Below are 12,123 nucleotides of genomic sequence, written 5' to 3'. Positions count from 1 at the left end.
ACATGATAGTTGTATACCCTATATTTAAAATATATTAAGTTCTGCTAGAATTTAATCCACTTTTTTGTCCAGTATCAGAGCTTATCGACTAGCCGAATTTTCGGAGGCTCTTTTCTATGATAAGCGGGCATCAGGTAAGGTTACATTTCAAATTTTACTCGGTGAAATCTGAAGTGCCAATTTCACTAGCTCCTGAACTACCTCCCTATGTCGAAGCCCCTCTAATTGAAATTTGCACTTCAATGTCAAGAGTCCGTAGGTCGATGAGCAATTCACCTTCCCTTTTTCTAATTTAATAGTTCCGGTAAACATATTGGTCTTTCGGAACTGGAATTTGCTTCACCTTTTCCACTTTTAACACTGGAATAGTCTTTTTAAATGGCTGATAGTATTCGGAGGTTAATGTTCCAGTAACTTGCAGCCAATCATCATTATGATAGTGAACACCCTTAGGGAATTCAATCAGCATACCGAATACACCGGAGTCAGCTACACAATGGATGATACCGAATCGGAAAATAAACAATTGATTTGCTGCTAGATTTTTTTCATTATAAGCAAATCCTCGGAAACTAACGGTCTTACCCATGAAATCTCCAGGGAATCGATAGATGGTCTCCATTCCTTGCAGCCAATTCTCATCACTTAATGCGACATTGTTGCCTAATTTGCTGAACTTTTTCTTGGATTTCCCCATCAATTCATCATAGCCGTCTGTGCCATAATAAACGCTCGAGTCAGGCTGTAGAAACTCATGGATTGCAGATGTGTCTTTGTCATTATACACATTAAAGTTAAATCCCTTTGCTTTTACAATATTGGAGTCAAGCGTTGCCACCGGTAAACACAATACCGAAAAGATTGGAAATATGAGAACCGGCAGCATCACATAATCCTTCCAGGTTTTCTTATGATGGTGATGATGGTCACATCCACAATCACAGCCATCTTCTGTTTCTTTATCGCCTTTAATATAAAAATATAACTGGACAATAGTTAGGAAAAAGAGCACAAAGATGGTGATAAAAGAAATATAAGAGTATTTCATATTAATGTATTTACTAATGGACCCGGTCGCATGCAAATGTAAAAAGAGAAAAGAGAAACCAAGTAAAATAAAAAATCTTATCATGCTTCACATTTTCCTTTCTAAAAAGTAATCACTATGAAATTTGTGCAATAAACATCGATCCTAAAAATACGAATAACGCAACGTATACAAATAAGTAAAAAATAAACTTAGGCTTAAATGCTTGGAACATCATTAATGTATTCTTAATATCAAACATTGCTCCAAAGACAAGGAACGCAACGATCGAGCTGAGCGAGAATGTACTTTGGAAGGATGACGCAACAAAAGCATCTGCTTCTGAACAAATCGATAACACATATCCAAGACCCATCATCACAAGATGAGAAGAAAATGGTCCATGTCCAATTGCTGTTAAGGTGGATGTTTTTACATAGGTTTGCATAGCAGCTGCGATCAGAGCACCTACTATTAAAAATTTCCCAACAGAGAAGAATTCATCAATTGTATGCTGAATGGTTCCCTTTATTTTCCCCTTCAAACCATTTCCATGGTGATGATGATGATCATGGGAAGCGGATTCTCTTAGCTGTGATGTTTTAAATTGATAGGAAATAATAAATCCCACAATCACCGAAACAACAAAGGAAAGTCCGGCGCGGTAAAGCACCATTCTCCAGCTGTTTCCAAAAGCAATATAAGTTGAGAACAATACGATTGGATTGATGATTGGCCCAGTTAACATGAAGCTGATAGCAGCATGGAGCGGAACCCCTTTTGCCATCAAACGTCTAGATATCGGAACAATTCCACATTCACAGGCTGGGAAGAGTGCCCCCATCACTGTTGCAACCAGAACTGCCAAGAAGCGATTTTTCGGCAAAATCTTGGATATCATTTCTTCTGTAACAAACATTTGAATGATTCCCGAAACCAAAACACCCAATAACACAAATGGCAATGATTCTATTAGAATACTAATAAAAATCGTATTCATTTGTAAAAAGGATTGACTCGTCATTACTTTGTCTCCTTTTCTAGAATTATAAAACTAAATTAGTTTGTTATTATATAACTTATTTAATAGATCTAGCAATTCGTTGTTCGGTTCCAGTGCCTATCGACTAGCGGATTTCCGAGTCTCCTAGCGGCATAAGGGCATCAAGTAGAATTTGAAGTGCCATTTCCCTAGCCTATGAACTGCCTCGCTGTATTTCCTGAATCCTGTGTCGAAGCCGTCTATTACGTACGTTGATAAGTAAGGCGCATCCACTTTTCTCATAAAATGCTATCCTGTATTATAGACCACATTGAATCCTTTGCCAAACGAAATACCTAAAATAAGGAAATGGAAGTTACTTGATTAAATAGCAGATATACTCATAAAAAAATAAAACACTCCACACGAAAAATGTGGGGTGTTATTCTTTAGCGTTTAATGGATTACTTTTTTAAAAAAATGGTTTAACGGATTTTTCTGCGGGTAAGGCATTAGCTCGTAATGTTTCCGTTGGTTGCGATGCGTACCAATAGTTTCTTATTTACCTTTTGTGAAATAACGTGCTAAATCTTCACTTTCTTTTTTTCTTACTTTCCGGTGTTCTGCTCTCTTGATAGCTGTTTCATTCAACCATTTTTCCTCGTCTGTTTCAGGGATAACGGCCGGTATTCTAGTAGGTTTTCCATTTTCATCTAGGGCAACAAAGGTTAAAAACGAAAGAGCTGCAATGGACTTTGTCCTTGTTAAAAGATCTTCCGATGTAATTTTTATAAAAATCTCCATAGAACTTCTGCCTGTCCAAGAAACCATCGCTTCAATATCGACAACATCTCCAACACGAATAGGCTTAATAAAATCGACAGAATCCGTAGAGGCAGTCACAACTGGGCCTCTTGCTAATTTTGTCGCAGCAATGGCTGCAGTCTCATCAATATATGCCATTAATTTACCGCCAAATAAAGTTCCATGATGATTCGTATCCGGAGGAAACACTTGTCTTGATTGAACCGTTAATGTCTCCCGCATAGCCATTGTTTGTTGTTCATTCATTTTACGTCACTCCAATAGTTTAATTAACCTTTAGTATGTGCAAAGGAAGATACATTATTTAGAATCTCCCCTTTCCTATACTAACACAGTAATATAATATCTTGTTAAAATATGGAACATTTTTAATTGACAAACTACTTAGCGAAATCGTATTCTGTTATTAGGAAATGATAATTTTTATCATGAAAAGGTGAGTACGTATGAGAATACACTTCCGTTTAAAAAAAGAAGTAATAAAAGGCTTGATCACAAACTAACAAATTGTGATCAAGCCTTTTTTCTTTAGCGTGCTACTATATCAAACATAAAGAGGAGATGCAATAAAATGGAACTTACAGGAAATACATTAACACTTAAATCAGTCAATGAGGTTTTATACAATAATGAATTTGTGAGTGTCTCCAGTGAGAGCATGGAACGAGTACAAAAAAGCCATGAAGCAGTAAAAAAAATTGTTGAGGAAAAAAGAGTGGTATATGGAATCACAACAGGTTTTGGAAAATTCAGCGACGTATACATTGATTCAGAGAATGTGGAAGAGCTTCAACTAAACTTAATCCACTCCCATGCGTGCGGTGTTGGTGAACCTTTTCCAGAGGTTGTCTCTAGAGCGATGCTTTTATTACGGGCAAATGCCTTAGTAAAAGGCTTCTCCGGAGTACGCCCAGTAGTTATCAACCGTCTATTAGATTTACTGAATGCACATATTCATCCTGTTATTCCTCAGCAAGGTTCATTAGGAGCGAGTGGTGATTTAGCACCGCTTTCCCATTTAGCGTTAACTTTAATGGGAGAAGGGGAGGTTTATTATAAGGGAGAACGCACAAATACATGGACAGCATTAGAAAAAGAAGGTATTCTCCCGATTACCCTACAAGCAAAAGAAGGATTAGCGTTAATAAATGGGACCCAAGCAATGACAGCGATGGGAGTGGTAGCATTTTTAGAAGCGGAAAAATTAGCAAAACAAAGTGAGCTGATTGCTTCTGTTACCATCGAGGCATTACAAGGGATCATCGATGCATTTGATGAAGATGTTCATGTAGCCCGCGGTTATTATCAACAAGTAGATGTGGCTAGAAGAATTCGTGAATATTTAGCGGATAGCCAGCTTACAACAAGACAAGGGGAGATTAGGGTTCAAGATGCCTATTCTTTACGCTGTATCCCGCAAGTTCATGGAGCTTCATGGCAAGCGTTAGATTACGTAAGAGAGAAGCTTGAAATTGAAATGAATGCAGCTACCGATAATCCGCTTATCTTTAATGATGGGGAAAAGGTTATTTCAGGTGGAAACTTCCATGGGCAGCCGATTGCTCTTGCCATGGACTTTATGAAAATTGCCATCGCAGAATTGGCTAATATATCGGAAAGACGTATTGAAAGATTGGTAAATCCGCAATTAAATGATTTGCCTGGGTTCTTGAGTCCTGAACCTGGTTTGCAATCTGGAGCGATGATTATGCAATACGCAGCTGCATCATTAGTTTCTGAGAACAAAACACTTGCACATCCTGCCAGTGTTGATTCCATCCCTTCATCAGCAAATCAGGAAGATCATGTAAGTATGGGAACGATTGCTGCAAGACATGCTTATCAAATTCTGCAAAATACAAGAAGGGTATTGGCAATTGAAATGATCTGCGCGATGCAAGGGGCTGAATACCGCGGTGTTGAAAAAATGGCACATGCTACTAAAGGCTTTTATGATAAAGGACGCAAAATTGTCCCAAGTATAATAAAGGATCGTATCTTCTCTAAAGATATTGAAGCGATGTCAGCTTGGTTAAAAGAATCGGATGAATCCTCCTTGGTTGATACAAGACAAGGTTCTAAAGTGCAATAATGTAAAAACAGGTGCCGTATAGGGCACCTGTTTTGAATTAGTTTGGGATACGAAATCCGTACGCCGATGAGCAAGGCGCTTGCGCTTTTCTTATTGAATCTTTAATGTCGCGGATCACTATCGTCATTTTCATCCTCGACATACGGATCATGCTCATACCTTGGCAAATCTCCAAATGTCGTCATGATATTTTCCTCTTCCAGCACATCATTGTATTTCTCATACTGTTCATTCCGATAAATATATCGATAATTTCCTTCTATATCGGTTCCGACAAAGTTTTCGTAGTCTTCCACGTATCCAACATTTTCATCCGAATCAATATACATTTCATTATAGTGATCCGGTGGGTTCACAAAATCGGACGGTGATTCCGAGGTTCCCCATTTCGCAACATCCTGCCACGAATCTTCTGCATCATAAGCTTCTGACTCATCAAGGCTGTCATCAAAATTAAATTTTCCCCATGGAGGCATAAGGACGCCTTCTTCTATTGGACGATTAGTCGAAACTGTCTTATCTGGTGTATGGTTAATACAATAGAGTGTCTGTGGGATGGCTTCCAATCGTTCTAATGGGATTTCTTTTCCACAAACTATACATTTGCCATAGGTGCCATTTTGAATGGCATCAAGGGCACGCTCTATATTTTTTAATTCGTACTCACTATGTTCATTTAGGGCAATATCTTTTTCACGCTCATATAATTCTGTTCCTTCATCACCTGGATGATTATCATAGCTGGATAATTCGCCTACTGCATCATGAGGGTGACCATCCTCTAAGCCATAATTATCATTTAGTTGAAACTGATGTTCAAGTTCTTCTTTTGCCTTTTGTAGTTCAGATTGGAAGTGAGATAACTGTTGTGAAGTAAGAATAACAATCACTTCTTTCCTTTAAATTCTTCATCTGACTGTATTATTTAACAAAACAAAAGAAAACATGACTGTCAAAAAGTTCATATAAGAAATACGCTAGCCGAATGCTGAAGCTAGACCGAGAATACACCTGTTCAATAATTTTTATAATATAAAAAAGGAAAGCATTTTAAATTTGCTTTCCTCTTTGCATCTCAAATTTCCGAAATACAACTAAATAAATTCCAGCTGCAACAATAGCTAATAATGCTAATACAATAAACGTACTATAATATCCTATCCAAGAAGCAAGCGGAATCGAGATTGGAGCAATCGTTCGCCCGATGGTATAACGCAAGCTTGCTGCTGCAAAATATTGACCGCGCATTTCTTCAGGCGCTAATTTCGAGATAAACGTTTGCTGGATACCGGCAACCATTAGTTCGGCAAACGAGAAAATGGCCATGGCAATGATGAATCCCCAGACAAACGGAAATTGTCCGAAGAAATAAATGGATATAGCATAGGCAAAGCACGATAAGATAAATACATTTTTTTCCTTATACACATTCATCCACCTTGTTACAAATACAGTCAAAAGTGCCACAAGCAATCCATTTTCAGACAGGATCAGTCCAAATGTTTGCTCTCCAGTTATAGATATATGCATAGACCCAAAGTGGAACAGGGTTGCCAGCTTAACCGTTTCTTTTGTAAAAACAGGTAAAAGAAGATCCAATTGCATAAAGGTCTGCGAGATTAGAATACCAGCAATAATAAACAGTAAAAAAATACGATCCTTTACAATGATGCTGTAAGAATGCAGCTGAGAAAGAAGGACTTGATACCAATTTTTCTCTTTATTGCTTTGTTCACTTATCTTGACCGGTGAAGTTTCGCGAGTATATTTTAATAAAAGCAATCCTAAAAAAATACAAACTGCTCCTGCAATAACAAGCAGCTCGAATCGGTAATTATTAAAAAAGATACCACCCAATATCGGACCAATTACGACTGAAATATTGGTAGATGTATAAAAAATCGCAAAAACATCACTGCGGTCTTTTTCCTTCACAACATCCGCAACCATTGCCTGACTTGCCGGATAATAAAAAGACCCAAAAACACTTGCAACAGTAAAACAAATAAAGCCGATACTAGCGGATTCAAACCAAGGGGAGTTAGAAAATCCAAAGATTAAAAAGGCAACCCCTTGTCCAATGGAAGAAAGAACCATCATTTTCTTTCTTCCAAAACGGTCTGCATAATAGCCGCCAAGTAAATTCGCTATCACCGAAAATATTTGTGAAATAATTAAGAGCCATCCTGCAGTGTTTTTTCCAAAGTTTTCCGTAAAATAAATCGTCAAAAACGGAAAGAACATCCAGAAGGTTAGATTCATCATGGATTCTCCGATAAGACGAATTTTCAAGTTTTGATCCCAATCACGTATTCTCATAGCTGTTACCTCTAAAATAATCTGTTAAGACAATATCATAAACGAAACAATATTGGAAAACAATAGAAAGGTATCAAAATTTACTATTGTCGGAATAGTGGAAAAGATAAACGAAAAACTTCTACTGAAATTCAGTAGAAGTATAAGACATACCTTGATTAAAATGCCCAATCCCCATTGCGGAAAATAGGTTCTGCTGTTCCATCCTCTTTAATGCCATCGATATTCATTTGGGCGGAGCCTACCATGAAATCGACGTGAGTAATACTTTGATTCAAGCCATGTTTTTCAAGCTCTTCTTTGGACATTTTCTTACCGCCTTCAATACAGAACGCATATGCACTTCCAATTGCAAAGTGATTAGAAGCATTTTCGTCAAATAATGTATTGAAGAAAAGAATATTGGATTGTGAAATTGGCGAATTATGAGGAACTAGGGCCATTTCACCTAAATAATGAGAGCCTTCATCTGTTTCCACTAATTGCTTTAAGATTTCTTCGCCTTCTTTTGCTTTTACATCGACAATGCGGCCTTTTTCAAAGGTAATCGTAAATTCGTCGATAATATTGCCACCGTAGCTTAAAGGCTTTGTACTTGAAACATATCCATCTACCGCATCTTTTTGAGGAACTGTAAATACTTCTTCTGTGGGCATATTTGCCATAAATTCGTTGCCTTGTTCATTGATGCTTCCGGCACCAACCCATAAGTGTCCATCTGGAAGACCAACTGTTAAGTCAGTACCAGGTGCAGTATAGTGAAGCTTTTTATATCTTTTTTCGTTTAAGTAATCCACTTTTTTATGAAGAGTTTTATCATGTTCCTTCCATGCTTGTACAGGATCCTCTGTATCTACGCGGGTAGCTTTGAAAATAGCATCCCAAAGCAATTGTACACTTTCTTCTACAGTTGGAGCTTGTGGAAATACCTTCGCAGCCCATGCTTTTGATGGTGCAGCAATAACCGTCCAGCTCACCTTATCGGATTGTGTATATTGACGGTATTTTTCAAGCGCTTGTCCGGCTGCTTTCTGGAAATTCGCAATACGTGCCGGTTCGACCCCTTTTAACAAATCAGGACTAGCAGAAACAATACCCATAAATGCAGCCCCATTTTCCGCTAATTCTATTGTTTCCTTCGCCCGCCATTTTGGATATTCAGTGAAAGCTTCATCCGGTGCTAAATCATATTTAATACGGGAAACAGTATCGTCACTCCAATTAACGACTACATTTTTTGCGCCAACTTCATAAGCTTTTTTTACAACTAGGCGCACAAATTCTGCCGCTTCAATGGAAGTATTAACGACTAGAGTTTGTCCCTTTTGGACATTCACACCAACCTTAACCGCTAATTCTGCATATTTCTCAAGATATTCTTGAAATTTATTCATATATGTATTCTCCTTTTTCTTCTTTTCAGAATGTTCTATTCTATTTTAGCAATCCCGCGTTATGATAACAAGTAAGTGCGAGGAAGAGTTTTTTCTGTTTTTTCAAACTGAATGATAAAATATGGTTATGAAAAAAAGCTAACAAATAGGAGCATGAACATGTTTAAAATAAAGCGAATTTACGATGAGTATAGTAGTGATGATGGAATACGAATTTTGGTTGATAGATTGTGGCCACGAGGGATTTCAAAGGAAAAAGCAAAGCTTGATCATTGGTTCAAAAATGTTGCACCAAGTACGGAGCTTAGAAAATGGTTTCATCATGAACCGGATAAGTTTCAGGAATTTATTTTGAAATATAGGCATGAACTTGATGAAAATAATCCAGTTGAATTGCAAGAGCTTATTGAATTAGGTAAGGACCATGTTGTCACACTTTTGTATTCTGCTAAGGATGAAGAACATAATCAAGCGAATGTGCTGATTGATTATTTACAAGATAGATTTTAAATGAGAAAAAAGGCACTATTTTGTGCCTGTTTCAAAAAGTTGCCGATAAACTAAAGGGTTATGAACAATATCTGCTAATGTATATCCGTCCAAAACCTCAAAATAAGCAGAAAGAGCCTTATGAAGCATATGCTTAAGACCGCATATTGGGGTTAATATACACGCCCCTCCATCGAAACACTCTACCACTTTAAAATCATCTTCCGTTTTGCGGACAATAGAGCCAATATTAATTTCGTTTGGCGGATGTGCTAATTTAATCCCGCCATTTCTTCCTCTAATCGTTTCAATTACTCCCATTTTCCCGAGATCATGGGTCACTTTCATCAAATGATTTTTGGAAATCCCATATACTTCTGCAATCTCTTTAATATTAGAAAGCTTGGAAGGCTCTTGGGAAGCTAAATATATTAAAACACGTAACGAATAGTCTGTGTAATTGGTTAATCTCATATACATCACCTGTTCATTGAAGGCTGTTTTCATATAAATTGTTGCTATCATGATGGTTTTAAATCCTAAAATACTCTTCGTTCTTAAAAGGATATCAAATTTTAAGCCGAATGAAGAGGTTCATAAGATTTTATTTTACAAAAGTGACAATAAAGAAAAGAGCCTTATTTAATGGTAATATTATAACTTTTTGTTCAATAACTGTCCAAAATTGTGACAACTTATTAAAAGATGTATTTGAAATATTGCTTTTAGGCTTGGAACGATGTAATTTAAAAACGTAGATTAAAAATGTATTTTAAATATATCTTTTTAATAAGGAGAGATAACCATGTTATCACAAAAAACAATCGATTTAGTAAAGTCTACGGTTCCAGCTTTAGAAGCAAACGGAACTACAGTAACTTCCACTTTCTATAAAATGATGTTTGCCGCACATCCTGAACTATTAAATATTTTTAATCATGTTAATCAGGCGCAAGGCCGTCAACAAACTGCATTGGCAAATACAGTACTAGCGGCCGCAAAGTATATCGATAAACTAGAAACAATCGTACCGGTTGTAAACCAAATTGCTCACAAACATCGTGGATTGGGAATTAAACCAGAGCATTATCCAATTGTAGGAGAGTTTTTACTTAAGGCAATTAAAGAGGTAATGGGTGATGCTGCAACAGATGAAATTATCAATGCATGGGCGGAAAGCTATGGTGCGATTGCACAAGTATTTATTGATATCGAACATAATATGTATGAAAGCGCAGAAAAACAAGAAAACGGCTGGTTGGATTTTAAAGAATTTGAAGTTGTGAAGAAAGTAAAAGAAAGCAATGTCATTACATCTTTCTATTTAAAAGCAAAGGATGGAAAGGGAGTACCGACATTCATTCCTGGACAGTATATTACGGTAAAGGTGAAGATACCTACTGAAACATATATATTAAACCGTCAATACAGCTTATCCTGTGCCCCTGGACATGACTATTTCCGTATATCTGTTAAGAGAGAAGCAGATCATGATCCAAATGGTAAAGTCTCTAATTATCTTCATGACTTTATTAATGAAGGGGATACACTTGAAATCAGTGCTCCAGCTGGAGAATTTACTTTAAATGAAAGAGAAGATGCACCAATAGCACTTATTAGTGGCGGTGTTGGTTTGACACCGATGATGAGTATGCTAGAAGCACTTGCAAATAGTGGATCCAAACGTGAAGTTTCTTATATTCATTCAGCGCGTAGTGAGGAATTCCATGCATTTAAAGATGCCGTATTAGAAAATATCAGTAAATTGGAAAACGGCCGTGTATTCTTTGGTTATGACAAACCTTTAAATAAAGAAGGAAATCATCATTTTGAAGGATATATCACAAAATCATTCTTACAAAATATTGTAGATGAAAACACGGTTTGCTATATTTGCGGTCCTGTTCCGTTCTTAAAAAATATTGTAACAATTCTTCAAGAAATCGGATTAAAAGATGAAAATATCCGCTATGAATTCTTCGGACCTGCTATGAATTTAACTGCAGAAACTGCTGCAGCGAAGTAATGTAAAAAAGCTTGAACACCCTTATTGATGGGATGTTCAAGCTTTTCTCATTCTAAGCCTTCTTTTATTGGCGGATTGCTAGTCACATATGTAATAACTTTAAAAATAACTTAAGCATGTCTAAAACAAAAAACACCCATTCAAAATGGGGAAAAGTATCATGGTTTACTCTTCTTCCACACGATTTTTAAACGCTTCTTGGGTCACGATAAATTCCTCATCTTCAATTCTTTCCTTCTGATGCTTTTCAGCGATAGAATTTTGCGGGAAATTACCGGGATAACTTTTTTTCTTATGATGAAAAGCATTACCGCGAGCCATATTCCTCCTCCTTCACTCATCTTTCAACATTAGGTTCTCCTCCAAAGGTTGATTTATCCGAGTAACGAAATGTAAATGTTGGAATATTGTCAATTTTTATCTTGTTTAAGATGATTCAATGTATTCCTTTCCGATATAATAAAGATATACCATGTCGGAAAGGAGAAAAAACGTATGGATTTTTTTAGAATAACCGAGCATCGAATTAAAGAAGCCTATAAGAACGGTGAATTAGATAATCTCCCTGGAATGGGGAAGCCTCTGCCCGAGGATGAATTTGCACATCTTCCTGAGGATTTAAGAATGGCTTATCGGATAATGAAAAATGCCGGCTTCACACAGGAAGAAACTGCGTTAAAAAAAGAAATGACATCGATCCAAGATTTAATCCGACAATGTGGAAATGATAAAGAGCAAGAAGAATTAAAAAATGAGCTTAATGAAAAATTGCTTAAATATAACGGGATGTTATCAAAACGAGGAGTGAAAACGAATTCCTCCTTATTTAAAAATTATGAACGGAAAATTGAAAATAAACTTTTGAAATAAGCACAAATGCGCGGTGCGCTTCAGATTTCGTAGTCACTTGGGAGACCAATTGAAACAATTTAAAACTGTGCATCCGCTAGCCGTTGGATGTTTGTCTAG

Annotated in this window: 12 protein-coding genes; 4 read left to right on the top strand and 8 right to left on the bottom strand. The window is 36.8% G+C overall.

All coding sequences use genetic code 11. From position 1 onward, the window contains the following. Positions 1–292: 292 nt before the first annotated feature. From NSQ59_RS22365 to NSQ59_RS22355, 3 genes are all read right to left on the bottom strand, one after another. A complete protein-coding gene (locus tag NSQ59_RS22365) occupies positions 293–1,132 on the bottom strand; it encodes a TIGR03943 family putative permease subunit (RefSeq protein WP_340832799.1) in 840 nt (279 codons plus the stop codon). 31 nt (positions 1,133–1,163) lie between these two features. Continuing rightward, on the bottom strand, positions 1,164–2,051 hold the full coding sequence (locus tag NSQ59_RS22360; protein ID WP_055742241.1) for a permease: 888 nt from the start codon (positions 2,049–2,051) through the stop codon (positions 1,164–1,166). 516 nt (positions 2,052–2,567) lie between these two features. Then, on the bottom strand, positions 2,568–3,080 hold the full coding sequence (locus NSQ59_RS22355; protein WP_055742240.1) for an acyl-CoA thioesterase: 513 nt from the start codon (positions 3,078–3,080) through the stop codon (positions 2,568–2,570). A gap of 325 nt (positions 3,081–3,405) precedes the next feature. Here NSQ59_RS22355 and hutH point away from each other — a divergent pair, with 325 nt between their 5' ends. Beyond that, positions 3,406–4,926 (top strand): histidine ammonia-lyase, encoded by a 1,521-nt coding sequence (gene hutH, locus NSQ59_RS22350; RefSeq protein ID WP_055742239.1) that lies wholly within the window; start codon positions 3,406–3,408, stop codon positions 4,924–4,926. Between the two features lie 101 nt (positions 4,927–5,027). Here hutH and NSQ59_RS22345 read toward each other — a convergent pair whose 3' ends face one another. From NSQ59_RS22345 to NSQ59_RS22335, 3 genes are all read right to left on the bottom strand, one after another. After that, positions 5,028–5,807, bottom strand: coding sequence for a TraR/DksA C4-type zinc finger protein (locus NSQ59_RS22345; protein ID WP_340833191.1), 780 nt, complete (start codon positions 5,805–5,807; stop codon positions 5,028–5,030). Between the two features lie 169 nt (positions 5,808–5,976). Then, positions 5,977–7,245 carry an MDR family MFS transporter gene (locus tag NSQ59_RS22340; protein ID WP_055742238.1) on the bottom strand — a complete coding sequence of 423 codons (1,269 nt, stop codon included), beginning with the start codon at positions 7,243–7,245 and terminating at the stop codon, positions 5,977–5,979. Positions 7,246–7,403: 158 nt separating this feature from the next. Then, a complete protein-coding gene (locus NSQ59_RS22335; RefSeq protein WP_126647635.1) occupies positions 7,404–8,639 on the bottom strand; it encodes an aminopeptidase in 1,236 nt (411 codons plus the stop codon). Positions 8,640–8,798: 159 nt separating this feature from the next. On the opposite strand from NSQ59_RS22335, the gene NSQ59_RS22330 reads away from it, so the two are divergent. Next, complete coding sequence (locus tag NSQ59_RS22330) at positions 8,799–9,149, top strand: DUF488 domain-containing protein (RefSeq protein ID WP_340832798.1); 351 nt, start codon at positions 8,799–8,801, stop codon at positions 9,147–9,149. Positions 9,150–9,164: 15 nt separating this feature from the next. On the opposite strand, the gene NSQ59_RS22325 is transcribed toward NSQ59_RS22330, so the two are convergent. After that, the gene (locus NSQ59_RS22325) at positions 9,165–9,602 is read right to left on the bottom strand and encodes an RrF2 family transcriptional regulator (RefSeq protein ID WP_340833190.1); all 438 of its coding nucleotides are present in this window, start codon (positions 9,600–9,602) and stop codon (positions 9,165–9,167) included. 331 nt (positions 9,603–9,933) lie between these two features. Between NSQ59_RS22325 and hmpA the strand changes: the two genes are divergently transcribed. Further along, a complete protein-coding gene (gene hmpA, locus NSQ59_RS22320) occupies positions 9,934–11,154 on the top strand; it encodes an NO-inducible flavohemoprotein (protein ID WP_340832797.1) in 1,221 nt (406 codons plus the stop codon). A gap of 165 nt (positions 11,155–11,319) precedes the next feature. Here hmpA and NSQ59_RS22315 read toward each other — a convergent pair whose 3' ends face one another. Next, positions 11,320–11,475, bottom strand: coding sequence for a hypothetical protein (locus NSQ59_RS22315; protein WP_163258570.1), 156 nt, complete (start codon positions 11,473–11,475; stop codon positions 11,320–11,322). A gap of 174 nt (positions 11,476–11,649) precedes the next feature. On the opposite strand from NSQ59_RS22315, the gene NSQ59_RS22310 reads away from it, so the two are divergent. Further along, the gene (locus tag NSQ59_RS22310; RefSeq protein ID WP_055742234.1) at positions 11,650–12,024 is read left to right on the top strand and encodes a DnaJ family domain-containing protein; all 375 of its coding nucleotides are present in this window, start codon (positions 11,650–11,652) and stop codon (positions 12,022–12,024) included. The last annotated feature ends 99 nt before the right edge of the window (positions 12,025–12,123 follow it).

It is taken from the genome of Margalitia sp. FSL K6-0131 (assembly GCF_038008735.1).
In the GTDB taxonomy this organism is placed as follows: domain Bacteria; phylum Bacillota; class Bacilli; order Bacillales; family Bacillaceae_C; genus Margalitia; species Margalitia shackletonii.
Note: the sequence above shows the minus strand (reverse complement) of the source record. Positions and strands in the feature narration are given on the sequence as shown.

What these genes read in the sequence shown, in the direction of transcription:
- NSQ59_RS22365 (WP_340832799.1), bottom strand. Translation starts at nt 1,132, where the DNA reads ATGATAAGATTTTTTATTTTACTTGGTTTCTCTTTTCTCTTTTTACAT.
- NSQ59_RS22360 (WP_055742241.1), bottom strand. Translation starts at nt 2,051, where the DNA reads ATGACGAGTCAATCCTTTTTACAAATGAATACGATTTTTATTAGTATT.
- NSQ59_RS22355 (WP_055742240.1), bottom strand. Translation starts at nt 3,080, where the DNA reads ATGAATGAACAACAAACAATGGCTATGCGGGAGACATTAACGGTTCAA.
- hutH (WP_055742239.1), top strand. Translation starts at nt 3,406, where the DNA reads ATGGAACTTACAGGAAATACATTAACACTTAAATCAGTCAATGAGGTT.
- NSQ59_RS22340 (WP_055742238.1), bottom strand. Translation starts at nt 7,245, where the DNA reads ATGAGAATACGTGATTGGGATCAAAACTTGAAAATTCGTCTTATCGGA.
- NSQ59_RS22335 (WP_126647635.1), bottom strand. Translation starts at nt 8,639, where the DNA reads ATGAATAAATTTCAAGAATATCTTGAGAAATATGCAGAATTAGCGGTT.
- NSQ59_RS22330 (WP_340832798.1), top strand. Translation starts at nt 8,799, where the DNA reads ATGTTTAAAATAAAGCGAATTTACGATGAGTATAGTAGTGATGATGGA.
- NSQ59_RS22325 (WP_340833190.1), bottom strand. Translation starts at nt 9,602, where the DNA reads ATGAGATTAACCAATTACACAGACTATTCGTTACGTGTTTTAATATAT.
- hmpA (WP_340832797.1), top strand. Translation starts at nt 9,934, where the DNA reads ATGTTATCACAAAAAACAATCGATTTAGTAAAGTCTACGGTTCCAGCT.
- NSQ59_RS22315 (WP_163258570.1), bottom strand. Translation starts at nt 11,475, where the DNA reads ATGGCTCGCGGTAATGCTTTTCATCATAAGAAAAAAAGTTATCCCGGT.
- NSQ59_RS22310 (WP_055742234.1), top strand. Translation starts at nt 11,650, where the DNA reads ATGGATTTTTTTAGAATAACCGAGCATCGAATTAAAGAAGCCTATAAG.